We start from the raw sequence: 22,151 nt of genomic DNA on the forward strand, positions 1-22,151 counted from the left end.
ATGATTGAGCGCATTGTCCGTTTTGCTCTTCAGCAACGCCTACTGGTGGTGGTGATCTCCGTTTGCCTATTCTTCGTGGGCTTATTTGCTACGAAGCGCTTATCAGTTGATGCCTTTCCAGATGTCACGAATATCCAGGTGCAAATCGCAACCGAGGCTCCAGGTAAATCACCCGAAGAGGTCGAGCGTTTTGTCACCATCCCGATTGAGTTAGGCATGACGGGCTTGCCAGGGCTCGTAGAGATGCGTTCACTTAATCGCAACGGTATTTCCATTGTGACCCTGGTCTTCACTGATAAGACCAGTATCTACTTCGCTCGTCAACTTGTTCTGGAACGTTTGATTGAGGTTGCCTCTCGCATGCCTGATGGGGTCACTCCTGTCTTGGCGCCACCGACCACGGGACTAGGGGAGGTTTATCAGTACACCCTAGAACATCCGTCCGATGGTAATCGCGAGTTGACTGAAGACGAATTACAAGAGCGGCGCACGATTCAGGATTGGGTAGTACGGCCGATGTTGCGCTCGATTCCAGGTGTTGCTGAGATCAACACCATGGGCGGCTTTGCCAAAGAGTATCAAGTGCTGGTTAATCCTGAGCGCTTGCGACACTATGGGATTACTTTGCAAGATGTGTATGTCGCGCTGGCTCGGAATAATGCCAATTCTGGTGGCGGCCAATTACCGACCTATGCAGAGCGGTATTTGATTCGTGGGGTTGGTCTTGTGGCAAAGCCAGAAGACATTGGCAAGATCATTCTGAAAGAAGTGAAGGGCACCCCAGTTTATGTACGCAACGTAGCTGAGGTCATGATTGGTAATGAGATTCGGCAGGGCGCCATTATTAAAAATGGTGTTACCGAGGGTGTCGCCGGCATTATTCAGATGAACCGCGGCGCGAATGCTCGAGAGGTGGTCAATCGCATTAAGACCAAGGTCGCCGAGATTAACGAGCGTAAGTTATTGCCTGAGGGTTTGCAGATTGTTCCGTTCTATGACCGAACTGATCTGGTCAATGCGGCGATGTTCAATGTTGCCAAGGTCTTAGTTGAGGGCATCATCTTGGTGATCGTGTTGCTCTTCTTGTTCTTGGGCGATGTGCGTTCATCGATCATTGTGGTGGCCACTCTGATCTTGACCCCGCTACTCACATTTTTTGTGATGAACCGCTATGGCATCTCTGCGAACTTGATGTCCTTGGGTGGTCTCGCAATCGCAATCGGCATTATGGTCGATGGCTCAGTCGTGGTGGTTGAAAACACTTTTGCTAAGTTAGGCGCTCGCCTAAAAATGGGTGAGTCCCGCAACCGTATTATCTTGGAGGCCGCTACCGAAGTTGGTAAACCTGTGCTCTTTGGTGTGGGCATCATCATTTTGGTATTTATGCCCTTACTTGCGCTCGAAGGCATGGAAGGCAAGATGTTTGCCCCGATGGCGATCACGATTGCGATTGCGCTAACGATTTCATTAATTCTCTCGTTTGTACTATCTCCCGTCCTATGCTCATACATCCTCAAAGGCGGTAGCGAGGACGACACGAAGATTGTGGCAAAGCTGCGTAAACCCTATAACTTTATGCTCGATTGGAGCTTAAAGCATCCGCGTTTAGTCGTAAAACGCGCTCTGATCGCGCTGGGTGCCAGCGTTGTTCTATTTATCTTTTTGGGTAAATCATTTATCCCGGTGATGCAAGAGGGTTCAATCACTCCCGTGATTGTGCGCTCCGCCAATATTGCGCTCGATGAGTCGATTAAATTGGAGTTTGAGGCCCTCAAACGAATCATGACTATTCCTGGTGTGGAAATGGCGGTATCCCGTCTAGGACGTGGCGAATCCCCAGCCGATCCTGGTCAGCCATTCGAGTCCGATCCGATCGTAACCTTGAAGCCCTTGGGTGACCGGGACTTGAGTCAAGAGGAGATTGCCAATCAAATCCGTGAGAAATTAAAGACCTTGCCCGGTGTGGAGTTGGTGATCTCTCAACCGATTGCGGCACGGGTTGATGAAATGGTCTCGGGTGTACGCTCACAGGTGGCGATCAAGATTTTTGGTGACGATATTGAGACGCTCATCAAACTGGGTACTCAGATCAGCCAAATTTTGTCGCGCATGAAGGGCAGTACTGATCTGCGAATTGAGCAAGCCTCTGGCCAAAACTACCTCAATATCAAGATTGATCGCGATGCGATTGCGCGCTACGGTATCAATGTGGCCGATGTCAACGACGTGATCGAAACGGCAATCGGTGGAAAGCAGGCCTCCACGGTTTATGAGGGCGAGCGCCGTTTCCCAATGGTATTGCGCTATCCAGCTCCTTACCGTGACAAGATCGATGCTATTGAAAACATCATCCTGCTATCGCCTAACGGCGCCCAGGTGCTCATGAAGGATCTGGCGAAGATTGAGTTACTTGATGGTCCGCCGCAAATCTCACGCGAGTCGGGTAAGCGTCGCTTAGTGATTGGAGTCAATGTACAGGGTCGAGATTTGGGCGGTTTTGTGGATGAGGCCCAAAAGAAAATTGCTCAGGATGTGAAGTTGCCCGAGGGCTACACCTTAGTGTGGGGCGGTCAGTTTGAGAACATGGAGCGCGCCATGGCACGACTCATGATCATTATTCCGCTCACCATTGCTGCGATTTTCTTCTTACTCTTTATGCTATTCCAATCGATTCGCTTGGCTGGACTGATTATTTTGGTTCTGCCGTTTGCATCGATTGGGGGCATCTTCGGTCTTTTTATTACCGGCGAGTATTTATCGGTACCCGCCGCGGTCGGATTCATTAATCTTTGGGGTATTGCGGTACTAAATGGAGTGGTGTTGATCTCCTTTATCAAGCAATTGCGCGACGATGGCATGCCTTTGCGTGAGGCTCTCATTGATGGGTGCGCACATCGTTTTAGACCTGTGATGATGACCGCCTCCGTCGCGATGTTGGCCTTAATTCCCATGCTGTTCTCGGGAGGTCCAGGATCGGAGGTCACAAGACCTCTTGCTATTGTGGTTATTTCAGGTTTAATTACCTCAACGGGCTTAACATTATTGGTATTACCGGTCTTATACGGTTGGTTTGAAGAGAAAAAGGTTGAAGCGTGATTGAAATAAAAGCAGTCATTCGTCCCAATAAATTACCGATGGTGCGGGCCGCACTGATGGATACTCCTGGCTTTCCTGGGATGACAGTCACGAAGGTTGAGGGTTGCAGTGCCCCCACTCGAGTTGAAAAAACTACTATCAAAGATGAGCTAACCGATTACTCAGCAAAAGTTCGGATTGAGATCGTTTGCAACGATGAGGTAGCCGATACGATCATGGATCGCTTAGTTCAGGCTTGTCAGACCGGACAGGTGGGAGATGGCATTGTGTGGAAGGTGAATGTCGACCGTGCCTTCTTTATTGCGAAGAACTACCCAAACCCCATTAGTTAAGTGCGCGACTGCTGATGGCTTTGCCTTGTGCGTTCACTTTTACAAGAAGCATTTGTCCTACACCAACCGACATACCTGTGTAGGCATAGGTATTGACCTGATGGGTCACCAAAATCAGCGGTAACTTACTCGACTTTGATAGTTGCTGCCGCACAAATACCTCTAACTCCCTGGTCTGTTTACCGCTCTCGCTCATTTCATTAAAGAATGAACCGAGTGAACGCTCCGAGGTTACTGGCCCTTTATTCAGTAGAACCGCCGTATCGAGGCAGCGGCACCAGGGGCTACTGAAGACACGCGCTTCACTAATGCCCTGCTTACTTAACCATGCACCAATCTCTTTGGCTTGCTGACGTCCATACTCACCAAGATTGCGTTGGGTCGAGCAATCGCCAATCCGATAACCTTGGGGATCGCCGATCCCAGGGGCATCGGCATGACGCATGATGATGAGACTTGAGCCTGATTGAAGTTCAGAGAGCAGGTTGGCATTTGCCAATGGCATGAGCACCAGCCACGCCCAGAGCGCGACAAGGATTCGGATCAAGGTAATACCTTACCTGGATTCATGATGTTCTTGGGGTCTAGCGCAGTTTTAATGGAGCGCATCAGCTGGTGCGCCACCGATCCGCGATGCGCTTCAAGGTCAGGGAGTTTGAGTTGCCCAATGCCATGTTCGGCCGAAATGGAGCCGTAGTGTTTCTCGACCTGAGAATAGACCACATCATGAATGGCTGCTTCATGAGCACGATTGAACTCGCTAGGATTAGCACCAAGTGGTGGCGCAATGTTGTAATGCAAATTACCGTCGCCCAAATGCCCAAAATTGATGATGCGTACCCCAGCAAATTTCCCCCGAATCAATTGATCGGTCTCGGTGATAAAGGCATCAAGACCTGAGATTGGTAGCGAGATATCGTGTTTTAGATTGGCGCCTTCTTGCGCTTGTGCCATGGTGATATGCTCACGCATGGTCCAAAACGATTGGGCTTGCGAGAGATTGCTCGCAATCACCGCATCACTCGCAATACCCGCTTCAAACGCAGATTCAAGAACTTGTTCCATTAGATTACGAGCGTGTTCTTCGCCCTCATGATCGGATAACTCGACCAAGACCGTATAAAGAGGGTCATTGGCAAGAGGGTTTTTCATGTGAGGAAATTGCTTAGCGGTGAGGTCCAAGGAGTCCTTTGACATCATTTCAAAGCCAGTGAGTAGGGCAGCAGTACGTTTCTGAAAAAGACTCAGCAACTCAATCGTCGCCGGAATATTCGGGACGGCCACTAAAGCAGTCCATTGGGTCACCGGTAAGGGATATAGCTTCATCACCGCGGCGGTAATGATGCCAAGACACCCCTCGGAACCAATGTATAAATCACGCAAATCAAATCCGGTGTTGTCCTTACGTAAGCTACGCAGGCCATGCAAGATCTCGCCCTGGGCAGTGATCACCTCAAGGCCCAAACACAACTCACGGGCGTTGCCATAGCGTAAAACATTAGTGCCCCCCGCATTGGTGGCTAGATTGCCGCCAATCTGACAGCTACCCTGGGCGCCAAGACTAAGTGGAAATAAGAACCCCTGTGCTTTGGCAGCCTCTTGCAAGGTTTGCAAAATACAGCCTGACTCGACCACCATGGTTTGGTTGCTCGAATTAATTTCGCGGATCGCATTCATCCGCTTAAGATTCAGAACGATTTGCTTGCCCGAGTCATTGGGGGTCGCTGCCCCGCACATACTGGTATTGCCGCCTTGTGGAACAATGGAAATCGAAGCTTGATCGCACGCTTTGACAATCTTGGCAACCTCTTCGGTCGTTTTAGGAAGTAAAACGGCGAGCGCTTTACCGTGATAGCGATTGCGCCAATCGCTTAGATAAGGTGCTTGATCATTGGGGTCGACCAATACATAAGCATTTCCAACAATCGACTGACAATGGGAAATAAATTCAGAGTGATTCATGGGATGATTCTAGTGCTTTGCTTCATCAGCTGCTTTTGCCTTAGCCGCTGCCTTAATGGGTTTGAGATACATTAATAAGGCAATAAAAACTGTTACCGATAGGATCAGTTCTAGGATCGCCATCCACATATTCCAACCTGGTTCGGTAATCCGGGTCAAGGCTTCGGTGGTGTAAATCAGGATCGCCATGCTACTCCATTGCATGGTGTACACATTTGCGCGCCATACCCCTGGTAGCATGATGATTAAAGGTACTGCCTTTAATACTAACCATGAGCCCCCCGGCCGCAGCGGTGAAATAATCCACTCCCAAGCCACGCACAATACAATTAAGTCAACGATTGCAGCACTCGCAATCAGTACATACTTATCTTTCTTTAGCAATCCACTTAGCATGACTTATTTGCTACCGTGAAGACGTAAAGCGACCTCAGCCAAACGCTTTCCCTGGGCGATGGCTAAGCGAGATTCCTCTGCACTAATCGGGGCACTGCCATCAGCGTGCGCAAGGTGCGATACACCATACGGTGTTCCACCGCTCGTGGTGCTCATGAGTTCGGGATTGCTATAGGGCAGACCAAGCAAGACCATGCCATGATGAAAAAGAGGGATCATCATGGAGAGGAGGGTGGTCTCCTGACCACCATGCAAACTACCGGTGCTGGTAAATACACAGGCGGGCTTGCCTTGCAATGCACCGCTTAACCATTGTGAGGTACTGCCGTCCAAAAAATACTTGAGCGGTGCAGCCATATTCCCAAAGCGGGTCGGTGATCCCAGCGCTAGACCAATGCATTCCTCTAAATCAGCATACTCGACATACGGAGGTCCATCCTTCGGTACGGGTGGCTCGCTGGCTTCACAAACGGTTGACACAGCAGGCACCGTTCGTAGACGCGCGCTAACTCCGGGCACACTTTCTATTCCTTGGCTAATCAGTCGAGCGAGCTGCTCAGTCGCGCCGTAGCGGGAGTAGTACAACACCAGGATCTCGAATGAACGCATACGCTGCACTTTCTTTGGAATTTCAGATAGATCCCCTATGATACGGTCATGCCATTATCTTTTCCGATCGAGCGTTGGTTGCCCTTAGGCAAAGAGCTCTGGGATCGCAATCAACATTTACGCTTGAGCCAGGTATCGGCCAGTTTGGCCTTCACCACGATTTTGTCCCTAGTACCAATGCTGACCATCGGGTCGATCCTACTGAGTCAATTCCCGGCGGTGATTAATCTACGTAATGCCTTTCAAACCTGGCTACTAAAGAACTATTTCCCGGGTGGCATCAGCCAACAAGTATTTAGTTACTTCAACCAGTTCTCAGCCAAAGTCAAGGGATTAACCATTGTGGGCTCGCTTGGGCTAGTGATTACGACGATTCTAACGATGGTGGTGATTGAGCGCGCCTTTAATGAGATCTGGAAGGTCAAGGAGCGCCGACCCTTTTTAAAAAAACTCATCATCTATTTAGTAGCAACCGTGATCGGCCCCATTCTCTTGGGCCTAGGGATTTATCTCAGCAGCGTATTGCTGGGTTCGGCTAGCGGCTGGTTCCCGACCTTATCGGCAGGATTTAAATTCATCAGCACCATCATTCCTAGTCTATTAGCATTCATTGTTTTTGCTCTAGCCTACCGAATCCTGCCCTATGCCCCAGTGACCTGGCGTGATGCATTTGTGGGGGCCGCTTTTGTGGCCGCGGCCTATGAGATTACCAAGTTTGGATTTGCCTATTTCATGACCCAGGCCGCCTTCTATAAAACCGTTTATGGCACCTTTGCGATCGTACCCCTCATGTTGATTTGGATCTATATCACCTGGTGGCTCACCCTTGCCGGTGCCGTGATCGTTGCAAACTTGCCTACGATTCGGCAAAACCGCCTGCGGGAACGGTCGCCTACCTAATGCCATAATGACGGTATGTCTGGAAATACCTTAGGCCTTCTATTTACTGTGACCACCTTTGGTGAGTCACACGGTCCTGCGATCGGTGCAGTGGTGGATGGTTGTCCTCCTGGAATGGAGCTATCGGTCGATGATATTCAGGTGGATCTGGACCGTCGCAAACCTGGGACCTCGCGCCATGTGACCCAACGTAAGGAAGAGGACAAGGTTGAGATTTTGTCCGGCGTCTTCGAGGGCAAAACCACGGGCACCCCCATTTGTTTATTGATTCGCAATACCGATCAACGTAGCCAAGATTACAGCGAGATCCTGCAAACCTTTCGTCCCGGTCATGCTGATTACACCTATCACTATAAGTACGGCTTTCGCGATCCACGCGGTGGTGGGCGCTCCTCGGCGCGTTTAACTGCTCCCGTGGTTGCTGCTGCCGCAATCGCAAAAAAATGGTTGCGGGAACACTACGGCACCCAAATCGTGGCACATATGAGCCAACTGGGTGAGATTGCCATTCCATTTGAGGACGCAAAAGAAATTGCTCGCAATCCATTCTTTGCCGCGAATACCAGCATCATTCCAAAGCTCGAAGAGTATATGGATCGGCTCCGTAAAGCCGGGGATTCGTGTGGGGCCAAGATTGAGGTTGTGGCGCATCAGGTGCCGATTGGTTTGGGCGAGCCGCTCTTTGATAAGTTAGATGCCGATATCGCTCATGTGATGATGGGTATTAATGCCGTGAAGGGTGTTGAGATTGGCGAAGGATTTGGGGTAGTGGCCCAAAAGGGTAGCGCTCATGGTGATGAGATGCATCCAGATGGCTTTGCGAGTAATAATGCCGGCGGTGTATTGGGCGGGATTAGCACCGGGCAAGATATTCGTGTATCGATTGCGATTAAGCCGACTTCAAGCATCATGAGCCCCAAAGAGACCATTGACTTGCACGGTAAGCCCGCAACGATTCAGACCAAAGGGCGTCATGATCCCTGCGTCGGAATTCGTGCCGCACCAATTGCTGAGGCGATGTTGGCTTTGGTGCTGATGGATCATGCTTTGCGTCATCGTGCTCAGTGCGGTGATGTCGTGGTGAACCCTCCCGCAATTGCTGCCTCTCGTAGCACCTAAGGATTCATGACAGCGTCTTCGCGTTGGGCCTTCGGGGCCTTTTTCTTTTTGTACTTCGCCTACATTGGCCTCATGTCGCCGTATGCAAGCTTGTACTTCTCGGAACTGGGGTTTGGGGCAATCGAGATTGCTGCTTTGATGTCGATGTTGCAGGTAACCCGCATCTTGGGGCCGTTCTCTTGGGGATGGCTCTCGGATTATTTATCCAACCGGGTGGGCATCATGCGTTTTTGTGGCGTCCTAGCGGTTCTATGTTTCTTGGTCATTTTCTATTTGGAGCAGTACATCCCATTTTTAATCTGGATGTTTATTCTGCACACCATTTTGAGCAGTATGGTTCCTCTTGGAGAGGCAGCCACTGTTCATGCCTTATTTAAAGATAACTCGTTTGACCATCGTTATGGGCGCTTGCGCCTGTGGGGATCGATTGGATTTATTGCCATGGTCTTACTCGCTGGTGAAGTATTTCAATGGTGGGGGATTGAAGTCTTTCCATGGTTGGGTCTAGGCGTATTGATTGCATTAGCCATTGATACCTTTTTACTACGAGAGCCAAAAATAGAGCGTCAACCCTTGGTGCGCGGGGAGCTTCGTACGGTATTGCGGCGTGTAGAGGTGCGCTGGTTTTTGGTCTCCGCATTTGCCATGATCTTTGGTCATGCTGCACTCTATGTGTTCTATTCTCTATACCTTGCAGATTTGGGTTACAGCAAATCCGAGATTGGGTTTTTCTGGACATTGGGAGTGACCGCGGAAGTGATCTTCTTTTACTTTCAAAGTAAGGTCATGTCGCGATTCTCACCAACGAGTGTGTTGCAAGCAACATTCATCATCGCGGTGATCCGTTTTGTGTTGATTGGCTACTTTGCAAGTACCAGTCTCTTGATCCTAGCGCAGCTCATGCATGCTGCTACCTTTGCGGCACACCATAGTGCGAGTACCAAATTAATTCAGGGTTGGTTCAGTGGCCCCTTGCAAGCTCGCGGTCAGGCACTCTTTACGACGGTTGCCTATGGCTTTGGTGGAACCTTGGGTGGCTTATGCGCAGGCTGGATTTGGGATCATTGGGGCCCCAATCAAGTGTTTGGTATGGCAGCGGTGGCGTGCGCCTTGGCCGGTGTTGCGATTGCGCAGGTTAAAACCAAACAAATTGCTTTACATTCCTGAGTAATTGGGTCCACCGCCCCCTTCAGGGGTAACCCATACAATATTTTGGGTGGGATCTTTGATGTCACAGGTTTTGCAATGTACGCAATTTTGGGCATTGATTTGGAGCTTGGGCTTACCTTCCACCTCGATGTATTCGTAAACACCGGCAGGGCAATAGCGTTGCTCAGGACCCGCATAAATATCCAAATTAATGGCTACCGGCACACTTTCATCCTTGAGGGTTAAGTGGGCTGGTTGATTCTCTTCATGATTGGTATTGGAGATAAATACTGAGGAGAGTCGATCAAAGGTAATCCTGCCATCGGGTTTTGGATATTCAATGACCTGATGTAAGCGAGCCGGTTCGAGATATTCGTAATCGGCTTTTTTCTGATGAATGGTCCATGGCACATTGCCACCAAACACTTTCTGTTCAATGCCAACCATGAGGGTGCCGAGATATAAACCTTTGGACATCCACGCCTTAAAGTTGCGCGCCTGCTTGAGTTCGGTATACAGCCAACTGTTTTTAAAGGCGCTGGGGTAAGCGCTCAAAATATCATTGGCCCGATTTTCAGAAAGTGCAGACATGGCTGCCTGGGCCGCTAACATGCCGGATTTAATCGCTGCATGACTGCCCTTAATGCGGGATGCGTTGAGGTAGCCCGCATCGCAGCCAATCAGGGCACCGCCGGGGAATACCGTTTGCGGCAAACTATTTAAGCCGCCAGCAGTAATGGCGCGCGCACCATAGGCCAAGCGCTTGCCACCCTCGAACGTCGGACGAATCGCGGGGTGCAATTTATAGCGCTGGAACTCATCAAAGGGACTGAGATAAGGGTTGCGATAGGAGAGGCCAACCACCATTCCGACTGCAACCTTGTTCTCGCCAAAGTGATACAAAAATGATCCGCCATAGGTTTGGCGATCCAAGGGCCATCCTGCCGTATGAATCACAAGACCCGGGCGATGGTTCTCAGGTGTTACTTCCCAGAGTTCTTTAATGCCAATGCCATAACTCTGCGGATCGGACTCACGATCGAGTTGGTATTTAGTGATGAGTTGTTTACCAAGATGACCGCGTGAGCCCTCGGCAAATAAGGTGTACTTAGCTCGCAATTCCATGCCGAGCTGAAACTGTTCAGAGACCTGCCCATCTTTATGGATTCCTAAATTACCGGTAGCGACCCCACACACCGCACCCTGGGCATTGAACAAAATTTCTGCAGCAGCAAACCCAGGGAAAATATCAACCCCCAGTTGCTCGGCTTGACCACCCAGCCAGCGCGTGAAATTACTTAAACTCAAAATGTAATTACCGCGGTTGCTAAAACAATTCGGGAGCAGAAGGTGGGGAACCGTGAAGGAGCTCGATTCGGTCAAAAAGATGAATTGATCCTGACTAACTGGGGTCTCGAGCGGAGCCCCCAGTGCTTGCCAATCGGGAAATAATTCAGTGAGGGCACGCGGATCCATGATCGCGCCCGACAAAATATGAGCACCGACCTCAGAACCCTTTTCTAACACGCAAACCGAGATCTCGCGACCCTCGCGTTGGGCAATTTGTTTGGCATGGATTGCGGCCGATAGTCCAGCGGCACCACCCCCAACGATCACGAGATCATAGTCCATGGCCTCGCGCGGGCCGTATTGAGCAAGTAATTCCTCGGTATTCATATCCCTAGTTTAGTGCTTTTGAGCCACGAATCGGTCATGCAGAGCGGTTATCATTTAGGTGATATGAGGTATTGATTGAAGAACGTGAAAGAAAGTTAGGCGAATGAACAAGATATATCCCAATGCCCGCGCTGCTCTTGAGGACATTATGAAAGATGGGCAAACCATCGCGGTTGGCGGTTTTGGTTTGTGCGGTATCCCAGAGGCACTGATTGCTGCAGTTAAAGACTTGGGTACCAAAAATCTCACAGCAATATCTAATAATGCTGGAGTCGATGATTTTGGCTTGGGGATTCTTCTGGCGACTCGGCAGATCAAAAAAATGATTGCTTCCTATGTCGGAGAAAACAAAGAGTTTGAGCGTCAATATTTGGCCGGCGAACTCGAACTGGAATTTACCCCTCAAGGTACGCTCGCAGAAAAGTTGCGTGCGGGTGGCTGTGGTATCCCTGCGTTTTATACGAAGACTGGAGTTGGAACGATTGTGGCCGAGGGTAAGGATATGCGCGAGTTTGATGGCGAGCAATACATCCTGGAGCGCTCATTGGTTGCTGATGTCTCGCTTGTTAAGGCATGGAAAGCCGATAAAGCGGGTAACTTGCTGTATCGCTTAACGGCTCGTAACTTTAATCCAGTCGTCGCGATGGCAGGAAAGATCACCGTGGTGGAAGTTGAAGAGATCGTGGAGAACGGAGAGCTTATTCCAGATCAAATTCATACCCCTGGTATTTATGCCCATCGGATTGTGCTTAACCCTCAACCTGAAAAACGGATTGAGCAACGCACGCTTACTCAATAACCGCTCACTTGAAAAGATTACACAGAGGAAATTGCAATGCCTTGGAATCGCGATGAAATGGCAGCCCGTGCTGCAAAAGAGTTAAAAGATGGTTACTACGTCAACTTAGGTATTGGTATGCCCACCTTGGTGGCAAACCATGTTCCTGCTGGGATGGAAGTTTGGCTCCAGTCTGAGAATGGCTTGTTAGGGATTGGACCATTTCCCACGGAGGCGCAAGTGGATGCCGACATGATTAATGCCGGCAAGCAAACCGTGACCACTTTGCCAGGATCCGCTATTTTTTCATCGGCTGATTCGTTTGGAATGATTCGGGGCGGCAAGATCAATATTGCGATCTTGGGCGCGATGCAGGTCAGTGAGCATGGCGATTTAGCCAACTGGATGATTCCCGGAAAAATGGTGAAGGGCATGGGTGGTGCGATGGACTTGGTTGCTGGCGTGAAACACGTCGTGGTATTGATGGAACACGTGGCCAAGAAAAAAGACGGTACCGAAGAAATCAAAATTCTGCCCAAGTGCACCTTGCCATTAACCGGATTGGGTGTAATTGATCGCATCATCACCGATTTGGGTGTTCTCGATATTACGCCCAAAGGATTGAAGTTGGTGGAGTTAGCGCCTGGCGTAACCAAAGAAGAGATTCAGGCGAAGACCGGCGCCCCCATCGATACTAGCGCGGTGCATTGAAGAGCGATCCACTTCATGCTCATAAACGCGGGGATGCGCGCCATACCCACGCGGTAGCCGATCGCAAGCAATCCTTTTTGTGGATTGCCATGCTTTTTACACTGGGCTTTGCATGCGTTGAGTTCTTTGCAGGTCTAATCTCAGGTTCCTTGGCACTGATGTCCGATGCCGGACATATGGTGACCGACTCTGCGGCACTGGGGCTTGCCATTCTGGCGCAATACATTGCAAGGCGCCCACCTTCAGCAAAGCATTCCTTTGGATTCGGTCGCGCCGAAGCGTTAGCGGCTTTTGTGAATAGCTTGGTGATGGTTGGTCTAGTCATTTGGATTGCGATTGAAGCCGTGAGTCGCATTCAGGACCCGCATCCAGTAGCAGGGATGACCGTGACGATTGTGGCTGCTCTGGGTCTTGCTGTAAATCTGATCGTTGCTTGGGTACTATCACGCGATCAAAAGAGCGTCAATACCCGCGCCGCACTGGTGCATGTGATGGGCGATCTCTTGGGATCGATTGCTGCCTTGGTTTCGGGAGTGGTGATTCAGCTCACAGGGTGGATGCCGATTGATCCCATCTTATCGATCTTTGTGGCGCTCTTGATCCTCAAATCCACGGCAGCCATTCTCAAAGAGTCCTATCACTTTTTGATGGAGGGTGTGCCGCTTCATATTGACTACGTGAAGGTCGGTGAAGACTTATCCCGTATTGAAGGGGTTATGGCAATTCATGATTTGCATGTTTGGGAGATGAGCCCTGGTCACCCTGCATTAATCGCCCATGTGGAGATCAAACAATTTAAGCAGTGGCCGCGGATTCTTGCAAACTTGACCACCATGCTGCGGGAGTCTTACGGCATTGACCACATTACGCTACAACCCGAAGAGGCTGGCAAACAAGAGCTTGAATCGCCTCCGGTCAGTGTTGAGCAAGCGCGTCATACCGCCTTACTCAATCGTGACCATCATGGTCATACGGATTACGTGCAATGCACCAGTCCAGCTGGATCGCACCGTATGGCGTTTCATACCTGGGGCGATCCACAGAATCCGAGCGTGCTGTATTGCGTGCATGGTCTATCGCGCCGGGGTAGTGATTTTCGGGCTATGGCTGAGGCCTTGTGCGATCGCCATTTTGTGGTTTGCCCAGACATCGTCGGCCGAGGAGATTCTGATTACTTAAGTAATCCGATGTTCTACACCGTTCCCCAATACGTGACCGATATGACCGCCCTAAGCGCTAAATTAGGCGTTCACTCGGTCAATTGGTTTGGAACCTCGATGGGTGGCTTAATTGGTATGGTGTATGCAGCCATTCCTGGCAACGGCGTCAAGCGACTATTACTCAATGATGTCGGACCACGAATTGAACCGACGGCACTGATTCGGTTGGCGAGTTATGTCGGTAAACCCTTTTCCTATGTCAATCGTGATGTAGCGATGGATAAGCTCAAATCGATTTGTGCTCCCTTCGGAAAACACACGGATGCCGAATGGGAGCTTCTCAATGGACCCATGCTGATTGAGAAAGATCAGCAGTGGGTCCTGCACTATGACCCAGCTATTTCAGTGCCATTTGCCTCAGTAACTCCGGCCTTGGCTCAAGCGGGTGAGCTAGCCATGTGGCAAAGTTTTCAGCAAATCGAGTGTCCAATTTTGATTGTGCGTGGTGCGGATTCGGATTTACTGTCAAGGCAAACAGTGGATGAGATGTGCCAATTAAATCCTCATGCAAAGAGCATTGAGATCCCCAATACTGGTCATGCCCCGGCCTTTATCAAAAAAGAGCAAATTGACATTGCGCGCCAATTCTTTCTATAGTGGCTTATCTGCTAATAACGATTGATTGCTGTGAGTCCAAACGAGTCAGTATTGCCGTCGTCGACAAATCCCATCCAAGCGCTTGAGGGCGATGCCTGGTTTGGTGAGCCTGAAGAGGCTCATTCCCATGCTGTCGCAGAGATTTTACAAACGCTACGTCTGGATGAGGCAAGCATCATTGCTGCGCATCATTTACACAGCACCTTAGGCAAAGAAGCTTTAGTCAAGCAACTCGGACAAGATGCTGCCACCTTATTGATTGGGTACCGCGGCCTGCGTCAGGCGCAAGCGAAGCTGATTAAGCACGACGGGCAGTCACGGGTAGCAGGCCAAGAAGAGATCTTGCGCAAAATGCTATTGGCATTTGGCAATGATCTTCGTGTGGTACTTATTTATTTAGCATCACGCTTACAAACCCTACGCTGGATTGCAAGACATCGGATTGCAACACACGCTTCATGGGCTCAGGAGATCTTGGATATTGATGCGAGTCTCGCGAATCGCTTAGGTATTTGGCAAATGAAATGGGAGATGGAGGATCTGGCGTTTCGGGTTGTAGCGCCAGATACCTATAAAGAAATTGCGGGGCTATTGGATGCCAAACGCGTAGAGCGTGAGCAATTCATTGCCGATGTTATCAAGCGCCTCAATCACGAGCTATCGCTTGCCCACATTACAGCTGATGTCCAAGGAAGACCCAAGCACATCTACAGCATTTGGAAAAAAATGCAGGGCAAATCATTGGAGTTTGCCAATCTCTATGATGTGCGGGCATTTCGGGTATTGGTTGATGATGTCAAAGCCTGTTATGCGACTCTGGGCTTAGTGCACAACATTTGGCAACCGGTGCCAAAAGAGTTTGATGACTATATTGCTAGGCCCAAACCAAACGGTTATCAATCCCTGCACACGGTTGTGATTGATGAGAATGGGATTGCATTTGAGATTCAGATTCGCACGCAAGAGATGCACCGTCAGGCAGAGTACGGCTTAGCAGCACACTGGCGCTACAAAGAGGGCGCGTACGCAGCTCAAGCAAAAGATCTTGGAACCTATAGCGCTGCAGTAGCCTATGAGCGCCAAATCGCTTGGGCGCGACAGTTGATTTCATGGAAAGAAGATGCCTGGGAACAGCTCAAGCATCACGAGATTGATGATCATATTTATGTGCTCACTCCACTAGGAAAAGTAATCGCTTTGGAAAAGGGTTCGTCGCCGATCGACTTTGCATATGCAGTGCATACCGATCTTGGCCATCGCTGTCGTGGCGCTCGGATTGATGGAGCCATGGTGCCACTCGATACTGCCTTAGACAATGGCCAGACTGTGGAAATTATTTCGGTGAAGCAAGGTGGGCCCTCAAGGGATTGGCTAAACCCTGAGCGTGGCTATTTGCGTTCACAACGGGCACGGGCACGGGTGCGTGCGTGGTTCAATGCGCTTGATGATGAGGCGAGCCAAGCGCCCAGTAAAGCAAGTGATAGCAAGATTGATAAGGGCACAGATAAGACACCCGATAAGAAGGAAGAGATTCAGATTCGCACGCGCGCAACCGCAGCCAATCAGCGCGGAGATGTATTGGTCGTGGGAGTGGATTCCTTACTCACGCAATTGGCCAAATGCTGTCGACCGGTCCCCCCCGATCCAATCGCTGGATTTGTGACTCAAGGCCGTGGGGTATCGATTCATCGACGCAGTTGCAGAACCTTTCGAGGGCTCTTGGAGCGTGCTCCAGAGCGTGTGATCCAAACCGCATGGAGTGCCAAATTAGATCCAGAGCAGGGCAGTAACAAAGAACGCGTTTTCCCTGCCGATTTATCAATCATTGGCCTTGATCGACCTGAGCTGATGCGGGAACTCTTTGAGATTACTTCCAAGATTGGCATCCATGTGATTGATCTCAAAAAATCGGTTCGCAAAGGCGTGGCGCATATTCAATTAACCGTTGAAATCTCCAATGCGGAGGCCCTTCGTTCAGTACAAACGGGGCTTGAGGGATTGCGCGGCGTTACCGAAGTGCGCCGGCGGTGATAAACTCTTGATAAATATAGGCTCGTAGCTCAGCTGGTTAGAGCACCACCTTGACATGGTGGGGGTCGTTGGTTCGAGTCCAATCGAGCCTACCAACGAAACAGATCGGATGCGCGTTGTGTTCATAGTGTTTGGGACGAACGCGCATTCTCTTTTATGCATGGAGTGTGTATGGTTGCGGTTACTCTTCCCGATGGTTCGAAGCGCGAGTTTGCTGCGCCAGTGACCATTGCTGAAGTTGCCCAATCCATTGGTAGCGGCCTAGCCAAAGCTGCACTTGCAGGCTCCGTGGATGGTCGCCTAGTGGACCTGAGTCACACGATTGACCATGATGTGCAATTGGCCATCATTACCGACAAAAATCCCGAGGGCCTGGACATCATTCGTCATTCCACCGCCCATCTACTTGCATATGCTGTTAAAGAATTGTTCCCCGATGCGCAGGTTACGATTGGCCCTGTGATTGAGAACGGCTTCTATTACGACTTCTCGTATCACCGACCCTTCACCCCAGATGACCTAGCCGCCCTAGAGAAAAAAATGTTGGAGCTGTCAAAGAAGGATGAGCCCGTTGTTCGTCAAGTGATGCCCCGAGATCAAGCGGTTGAGTTCTTCAAAAAGCAAGGCGAAATTTATAAAGCCGAGATCATTGCGAGCATTCCGCAAAATGAAGAGGTCTCGCTTTACACCGAGGGTAAATTTACCGACCTCTGCCGTGGTCCTCACGTGCCCTCGACTGGAAAACTCAAGGTATTCAAACTCATGAAGCTCGCCGGTGCGTATTGGCGCGGTGATAGCAAGAATGAGATGTTGCAACGGATTTATGGTACCGCTTGGACCAAGAAGGAAGATCAAGACGCCTACTTGCATATGCTGGAGGAGGCTGAGAAGCGTGATCATCGCCGCTTAGGTAAACAGCTTGATTTATTTCATTTTCAGGATGAGGCGCCAGGTCTGGTGTTCTGGCACCCCAAGGGTTGGGCCATTTGGCAAGAGGTTGAGCAGTACATGCGCCGCGTGTATCAGCAAGAGGGCTATCAGGAGGTCAAGGCTCCGCAAATCCTCGATCGTGGTCTTTGGGAAAAATCCGGACACTGGGACAACTACAAAGAGAATATGTTCACGACTGAGTCGGAGAACCGTGCCTATGCATTAAAGCCCATGAACTGCCCAGGCCATGTGCAAATCTTTAATTCAGGGTTGCATAGTTATCGTGAGTTACCGCTGCGCTTTGGTGAGTTTGGACAATGCCATCGTAACGAACCCTCAGGCGCACTTCACGGATTGATGCGGGTGCGTGGATTCACCCAAGACGATGGCCACATCTTTTGTACCGAGGATCAGATTCAGGCAGAGGTCGCCGCATTTGACCAAGCAGTTCGAGCGGTCTATCGCGATTTTGGCTTTACAGAAGTCGCCGTGAAATTAGCCCTGCGCCCTGCTAAGCGGGTTGGGGATGATGCCATTTGGGATAAAGCCGAGGCATCGCTGCGGGGAGCACTCAAAGCATCCGGCCAAACCTGGGAAGAGCTTCCTGGTGAGGGCGCTTTCTACGGACCCAAGATTGAATACCACCTAAAGGATTCGATTGGACGTTCTTGGCAATGCGGCACCATGCAAGTCGACTTTTCCATGCCAGCCCGCTTAGGTGCTGAGTACGTGGCCGAAGATAACAGTCGTAAAGTACCCGTGATGCTGCATCGGGCCATTGTAGGTTCCTTGGAGCGATTTATCGGGATTCTGATTGAAAATCATGCCGGCGCCATGCCGGTTTGGCTCGCTCCAACCCAGGCAATCGTCCTCAATATCTCTGAAAATTCCGCCGAATATGCCCAAAAAATCCAGCAAATGCTGAAAAAACAAGGGTTTAGGGTGGAATCTGATTTGCGAAACGAGAAAATTACGTATAAAATACGCGAGCACGCATTACAAAAACTGCCTTATTTGCTTGTTGTTGGCGATAAAGAGCGTGAAAGTAATACGGTGGCCGTTCGTGCCCGTGGCGGAATTGATCTAGGGGTAATGCCCGTAGATGCCTTCGTCACCCGACTCCAGCAGGATATTGCCCAGAAAGTCGGACCCGAGCCTAGCTAGGGGGTGTGATGGCTTTTGATTGTTTTTGAGAGAGGAATTAGAAGATCGCTACTGAAAAATTGCAACGCATCAATCAGGAAATTACTGCCCCTGTAGTGCGTTTGATCGGATCCGACGGCAATGTGGTCGGTGTAGTTAAGTTGAACGAAGCCTTGCGGTTGGCTGAGGAAGAAGATACCGATTTAGTCGAGATTGCTCCGAATGCTGATCCACCCGTAGTCCGAGTGATGGACTTTGGTAAGTTCAAATACCAAGAAGCCAAGCGTCAGCACGAAGCTAAGCTGAAGCAAAAGGTGATTCAGGTAAAGGAAGTGAAATTCCGGCCTGGTACCGATGACGGTGATTATGGTGTGAAGCTACGGAATCTGATCCGCTTTTTAGAAGACGGCGATAAAACAAAAATTACGCTTCGGTTTCGGGGTCGCGAAATGGCCCATCAAGAAATCGGTGCAAAGATGTTGGATCGACTGAAGGTAGATTTAGAGCCTTATGGTCAAGTCGAGCAGTTTCCCAAGATGGAAGGCCGACAAATGGTGATGGTCTTAGCGCCCGCCAAGAAGAAGTAAGAGTTTGTAGTAGTAGGCAGTACTAAGTAGCGAATCATCGGTACAGGAAGAGCAGCCGTCGGTTGCCACCGTAATCGCACAGAGAAGAAAAGGGAGCAGTCATGCCCAAAATGAAGACCAAAAGTGGCGCAGCCAAGCGCTTCAAGGTCCGCGCAAGTGGATCAATTAAGCGAGGACAGGCATTCAAGCGTCACATCCTCACCAAGAAAACCACCAAGAACAAGCGTCAATTGCGGGGTTCCGCTCCGGTCGCGAAATCCGATGTTAAGTCGATTCGCGCCATGATGCCTTACGCATAAATCTTAGGAGAGCACAATGCCAAGAGTAAAACGTGGGGTTACAGCGAGAGCCCGTCATAAGAAAGTCACCGATGCCGCAACCGGCTATCGTGGACGTCGTAAAAACGTATTCCGAATTGCTAAAGAAGCGGTCATGCGCGCTGGGCAATACGCCTATCGCGATCGTCGTAACAAGAAGCGCGTATTCCGTGCTTTATGGATTGCTAGGATCAACGCTGCTGTGCGTGAACACGATATGACCTATAGCGTGTTCATGAATGGCATGAAGAAAGCGTCGATCGAACTCGATCGTAAAGTTCTCTCGGATATGGCTGTGTTTGACAAGGATGCATTTGCTGCCTTGGTCACACGCGTCAAATCTGCTGTAGCACACGCTTAAGTTCCTGCAGCCATGGTTTCTCTCGACCAACTTGTCGAGGATGCCAAACGCGATTTCTCCAAAGCCAGCGACCCCGCTGCTTTGGAGGATGCAAAAGCTCGGTATCTCGGTAAATCAGGACTCTTAACTGAGCGCTTAAAGGCGCTTGGTGGAATGTCGCCTGAAGAGCGCAAAAGCGCGGGTGCGGAGATTAACCGAGCCAAAACAGCCGTTGAGGACGCCTTAAACGCGCGCCGTCAAGCCTTAGTAGACCAAGTATTGCAAGCCCGACTTGCTGCCGAAGCAATTGATGTCTCATTACCAGGTCGTGGGCAGGCGTTCGGTAGTTTGCATCCTGTGATGCGAACCTGGGAACGAGTTGAAACGATTTTTCATTCGATTGGTTTTGATGTCGCCGATGGCCCTGAGATTGAAACTGATTGGTTTAATTTCACTGCCCTCAATAGCCCTGAGAATCACCCAGCACGTTCCATGCAAGATACCTTTTATGTTGACGGCAAGGATGCGCAAGGCAAACCACTTTTACTAAGAACGCATACCAGTCCGATTCAGGTGCGTTATGCCAGTGAACATGTCAAGCGTTACGGACAGGACGATATGCCGCCAATCAAAGTGATTGCGCCGGGCCGGACCTACCGCGTGGATAGCGATGCAACGCATTCCCCCATGTTCCATCAAGTGGAGGGCCTGTGGATTGCGAAGGATGTGTCCTTTGCTGATCTCAAAGGTGTTTACACCGATTTCTTGCGGACCTTTTTTGAGACTGACGCCTTACAAGTGCGCTTTCGGCCATCGTATTTTCCATTTACTGAGCCCTCGGCTGAGATTGATATGGCCTTTGCGAGCGGTAAATTAGCGGGTCGATGGTTGGAGATTTCGGGGGCGGGCCAAGTTCATCCTAATGTATTGCGTAATATGGGCATCGATCCTGAGCGGTATATGGGCTTTGCCTTTGGATCGGGGCTCGAGCGTCTAACCATGTTACGTTATGGTATCGACGATCTGCGTCTTTTCTTTGATAACGATCTGCGCTTTCTTGCGCAATTTCCGGCCTAGTTCCCATCATGCATTTTTCTGAATCCTGGTTACGCCAGTTCGTTAATCCACCCATTGATAGTGAGGCACTGTCGCATGCTCTGACCATGGCCGGTCTTGAGGTTGAGGAACGACGCTCACTAGCGCCACCATTTACTAAGATCGTGGTTGCTGAAATTATTTCAGCAGAGCAGCACCCCGATGCTGATCGCTTACGGGTATGCCGCGTGAATGCAGGACCCGATCATCCCAATTTGCAAATTGTGTGTGGCGCGCCGAATGCACGTGCTGGCATCAAAATTCCCTGCGCCTTGGTTGGGGCTGAGTTGCCGCCGAGTGAAGTTGGTGGAAAACCATTTCAGATCAAGGTTGGCAAGTTACGTGGTGTGGAAAGTAATGGGATGTTATGTTCGGGACGCGAGTTGGGTCTCGGCGAAGATCATGCCGGGATTTTGGAGCTGCCCAGTGATGCGCCGATCGGTCAAGATCTGCGAACCTATTTGCACCTTGACGATCAACTCTTTACGATCAAATTAACTCCCAATAAAGCCGACTGCTTATCCATCATCGGGATTGCGAGAGAAGTTGCTGCGATTACAGGCGCTGCTCTTTGTGTTCCAAAGCGCGAGCCACTTGCGTCAACAATTAACGACCGTGTGCCGGTCAACATCATGGATTCAGATCTGTGCGGCCGCTTTGCCGGTCGCGTGATCCGTGGAGTGAACGTCAGGGTAGAGACACCAGCTTGGATCAAAGACCGCCTAGCGAGCGCTGGTCAGCGTAGTATTTCACCATTGGTAGATATCTCCAACTATGTGATGCTCGAGATCGGCCAACCTAATCATATTTTCGATCTCGACCAACTCAAGGCTCCGATTGAAGTGCGTTGGGGTAAGCCAGGCGAGTCATTGAAGTTACTCAACGATCAAACCGTGGAAGCTCATTTAGAAGGACTACGCGTTGGAGTGGTTGCGGATCAAGCAGGCCCCATCAGTCTTGCTGGCATCATGGGCGGCGATCGTACCGCAGTGAGTGATGCAACTCAGAACATTTATGTTGAGGCAGCCTTTTGGTGGCCTGCTGCGATAGCAGGGCGTGCAAGGCGCTATCACTTTACGACCGATGCGGGACACCGCTTTGAGCGTGGCGTTGATCCGCAATTAACCATTTCTGCATTGGACTACCTAAGTCAGCTTATTGT

20 protein-coding genes and 1 tRNA gene are annotated in these 22,151 nt (G+C 50.3%); 16 read left to right on the forward strand and 5 right to left on the reverse strand.

Features of this window, described 5'->3' with window-relative positions:
• Complete coding sequence (locus AOC32_RS04020) at positions 1–3,096, forward strand: efflux RND transporter permease subunit (protein WP_108508258.1); 3,096 nt, start codon at positions 1–3, stop codon at positions 3,094–3,096.
• Positions 3,093–3,428, forward strand: coding sequence for a P-II family nitrogen regulator (locus AOC32_RS04025; protein WP_108508259.1), 336 nt, complete (start codon positions 3,093–3,095; stop codon positions 3,426–3,428). The genes AOC32_RS04020 and AOC32_RS04025 overlap by 4 nt, the downstream gene beginning before the upstream one ends.
• Here the strand turns inward: AOC32_RS04025 and AOC32_RS04030 are convergent.
• The 4 genes from AOC32_RS04030 to wrbA are packed head-to-tail and all read right to left on the reverse strand — an operon-like array spanning position 3,421 to position 6,395.
• Positions 3,421–3,975, reverse strand: a complete 555-nt coding sequence (locus tag AOC32_RS04030) for a histidine phosphatase family protein (RefSeq protein ID WP_234409803.1) — start codon at positions 3,973–3,975, stop codon at positions 3,421–3,423. The two genes, AOC32_RS04025 and AOC32_RS04030, sit on opposite strands and share 8 nt — an antisense overlap.
• Complete coding sequence (locus AOC32_RS04035; RefSeq protein ID WP_108508260.1) at positions 3,972–5,390, reverse strand: FAD-binding oxidoreductase; 1,419 nt, start codon at positions 5,388–5,390, stop codon at positions 3,972–3,974. Before AOC32_RS04035 ends, AOC32_RS04030 begins: the two co-directional genes overlap by 4 nt.
• Positions 5,391–5,399: 9 nt before the next feature.
• On the reverse strand, positions 5,400–5,786 hold the full coding sequence (locus AOC32_RS04040; protein WP_108508261.1) for a DUF2069 domain-containing protein: 387 nt from the start codon (positions 5,784–5,786) through the stop codon (positions 5,400–5,402).
• Between the two features lie 3 nt (positions 5,787–5,789).
• A complete protein-coding gene (gene wrbA / locus AOC32_RS04045; protein WP_108508262.1) occupies positions 5,790–6,395 on the reverse strand; it encodes an NAD(P)H:quinone oxidoreductase in 606 nt (201 codons plus the stop codon).
• Positions 6,396–6,443: 48 nt separating this feature from the next.
• On the opposite strand from wrbA, the gene AOC32_RS04050 reads away from it, so the two are divergent.
• Genes AOC32_RS04050 through AOC32_RS04060 form a run of 3 tightly spaced genes read left to right on the forward strand, consistent with a single transcriptional unit; the run spans position 6,444 to position 9,581 of the window.
• Positions 6,444–7,295 carry a YihY family inner membrane protein gene (locus tag AOC32_RS04050; protein ID WP_108508263.1) on the forward strand — a complete coding sequence of 284 codons (852 nt, stop codon included), beginning with the start codon at positions 6,444–6,446 and terminating at the stop codon, positions 7,293–7,295.
• A gap of 15 nt (positions 7,296–7,310) precedes the next feature.
• Positions 7,311–8,414 carry a chorismate synthase gene (gene aroC / locus AOC32_RS04055; RefSeq protein WP_108508264.1) on the forward strand — a complete coding sequence of 368 codons (1,104 nt, stop codon included), beginning with the start codon at positions 7,311–7,313 and terminating at the stop codon, positions 8,412–8,414.
• A 6-nt stretch (positions 8,415–8,420) separates the two neighbouring features.
• Positions 8,421–9,581 carry an MFS transporter gene (locus AOC32_RS04060; protein WP_108508265.1) on the forward strand — a complete coding sequence of 387 codons (1,161 nt, stop codon included), beginning with the start codon at positions 8,421–8,423 and terminating at the stop codon, positions 9,579–9,581.
• Here AOC32_RS04060 and AOC32_RS04065 read toward each other — a convergent pair.
• Positions 9,570–11,240, reverse strand: coding sequence for an electron transfer flavoprotein-ubiquinone oxidoreductase (locus tag AOC32_RS04065; protein WP_108508266.1), 1,671 nt, complete (start codon positions 11,238–11,240; stop codon positions 9,570–9,572). The two genes, AOC32_RS04060 and AOC32_RS04065, sit on opposite strands and share 12 nt — an antisense overlap.
• A gap of 103 nt (positions 11,241–11,343) precedes the next feature.
• Here AOC32_RS04065 and AOC32_RS04070 point away from each other — a divergent pair, with 103 nt between their 5' ends.
• The 11 genes from AOC32_RS04070 to pheT form a co-directional block, all read left to right on the forward strand.
• A complete protein-coding gene (locus AOC32_RS04070; RefSeq protein ID WP_108508267.1) occupies positions 11,344–12,039 on the forward strand; it encodes a CoA transferase subunit A in 696 nt (231 codons plus the stop codon).
• 36 nt (positions 12,040–12,075) lie between these two features.
• The gene (locus tag AOC32_RS04075; RefSeq protein ID WP_108508268.1) at positions 12,076–12,729 is read left to right on the forward strand and encodes a CoA transferase subunit B; all 654 of its coding nucleotides are present in this window, start codon (positions 12,076–12,078) and stop codon (positions 12,727–12,729) included.
• A complete protein-coding gene (locus AOC32_RS04080; protein ID WP_234409804.1) occupies positions 12,726–14,546 on the forward strand; it encodes an alpha/beta fold hydrolase in 1,821 nt (606 codons plus the stop codon). Before AOC32_RS04075 ends, AOC32_RS04080 begins: the two co-directional genes overlap by 4 nt.
• Before the next feature lie 51 nt (positions 14,547–14,597).
• Entirely contained in the window at positions 14,598–16,577 is a 1,980-nt protein-coding gene (locus AOC32_RS04085) for a RelA/SpoT family protein (protein ID WP_108509329.1), read from the forward strand.
• 18 nt (positions 16,578–16,595) lie between these two features.
• Positions 16,596–16,672, forward strand: a tRNA-Val gene (locus tag AOC32_RS04090).
• A gap of 76 nt (positions 16,673–16,748) precedes the next feature.
• Positions 16,749–18,671, forward strand: coding sequence for a threonine--tRNA ligase (gene thrS / locus AOC32_RS04095; RefSeq protein WP_108508269.1), 1,923 nt, complete (start codon positions 16,749–16,751; stop codon positions 18,669–18,671).
• 44 nt (positions 18,672–18,715) lie between these two features.
• Positions 18,716–19,237: a translation initiation factor IF-3 gene (infC, locus tag AOC32_RS04100; RefSeq protein ID WP_215372542.1), complete on the forward strand. Its 522-nt coding sequence runs from the start codon at positions 18,716–18,718 to the stop codon at positions 19,235–19,237.
• Between the two features lie 101 nt (positions 19,238–19,338).
• A complete protein-coding gene (gene rpmI, locus AOC32_RS04105; RefSeq protein WP_108508271.1) occupies positions 19,339–19,536 on the forward strand; it encodes a 50S ribosomal protein L35 in 198 nt (65 codons plus the stop codon).
• 16 nt (positions 19,537–19,552) lie between these two features.
• Complete coding sequence (gene rplT / locus AOC32_RS04110; RefSeq protein ID WP_108508272.1) at positions 19,553–19,915, forward strand: 50S ribosomal protein L20; 363 nt, start codon at positions 19,553–19,555, stop codon at positions 19,913–19,915.
• 12 nt (positions 19,916–19,927) lie between these two features.
• On the forward strand, positions 19,928–20,971 hold the full coding sequence (gene pheS / locus AOC32_RS04115; RefSeq protein WP_108508273.1) for a phenylalanine--tRNA ligase subunit alpha: 1,044 nt from the start codon (positions 19,928–19,930) through the stop codon (positions 20,969–20,971).
• Between the two features lie 8 nt (positions 20,972–20,979).
• Positions 20,980–22,151 (forward strand): phenylalanine--tRNA ligase subunit beta (pheT, locus tag AOC32_RS09850; protein WP_234409831.1); only part of this gene is annotated, 1,172 nt, incomplete at its 3' end.

It is taken from the genome of Polynucleobacter acidiphobus, assembly GCF_003065385.1.
Classification (GTDB): Bacteria; Pseudomonadota; Gammaproteobacteria; order Burkholderiales; family Burkholderiaceae; genus Polynucleobacter; species Polynucleobacter acidiphobus.

Bases quoted from the DNA above. Each gene is read 5' to 3' on its own strand.
- AOC32_RS04020 (WP_108508258.1), top strand. From the start codon at position 1: ATGATTGAGCGCATTGTCCGTTTTGCTCTTCAGCAACGCCTACTGGTG.
- AOC32_RS04035 (WP_108508260.1), bottom strand. From the start codon at position 5,390: ATGAATCACTCTGAATTTATTTCCCATTGTCAGTCGATTGTTGGAAAT.
- AOC32_RS04040 (WP_108508261.1), bottom strand. From the start codon at position 5,786: ATGCTAAGTGGATTGCTAAAGAAAGATAAGTATGTACTGATTGCGAGT.
- wrbA (WP_108508262.1), bottom strand. From the start codon at position 6,395: ATGCGTTCATTCGAGATCCTGGTGTTGTACTACTCCCGCTACGGCGCG.
- AOC32_RS04050 (WP_108508263.1), top strand. From the start codon at position 6,444: ATGCCATTATCTTTTCCGATCGAGCGTTGGTTGCCCTTAGGCAAAGAG.
- aroC (WP_108508264.1), top strand. From the start codon at position 7,311: ATGTCTGGAAATACCTTAGGCCTTCTATTTACTGTGACCACCTTTGGT.
- AOC32_RS04060 (WP_108508265.1), top strand. From the start codon at position 8,421: ATGACAGCGTCTTCGCGTTGGGCCTTCGGGGCCTTTTTCTTTTTGTAC.
- AOC32_RS04065 (WP_108508266.1), bottom strand. From the start codon at position 11,240: ATGAATACCGAGGAATTACTTGCTCAATACGGCCCGCGCGAGGCCATG.
- AOC32_RS04070 (WP_108508267.1), top strand. From the start codon at position 11,344: ATGAACAAGATATATCCCAATGCCCGCGCTGCTCTTGAGGACATTATG.
- AOC32_RS04075 (WP_108508268.1), top strand. From the start codon at position 12,076: ATGCCTTGGAATCGCGATGAAATGGCAGCCCGTGCTGCAAAAGAGTTA.
- thrS (WP_108508269.1), top strand. From the start codon at position 16,749: ATGGTTGCGGTTACTCTTCCCGATGGTTCGAAGCGCGAGTTTGCTGCG.
- rpmI (WP_108508271.1), top strand. From the start codon at position 19,339: ATGCCCAAAATGAAGACCAAAAGTGGCGCAGCCAAGCGCTTCAAGGTC.
- rplT (WP_108508272.1), top strand. From the start codon at position 19,553: ATGCCAAGAGTAAAACGTGGGGTTACAGCGAGAGCCCGTCATAAGAAA.
- pheS (WP_108508273.1), top strand. From the start codon at position 19,928: ATGGTTTCTCTCGACCAACTTGTCGAGGATGCCAAACGCGATTTCTCC.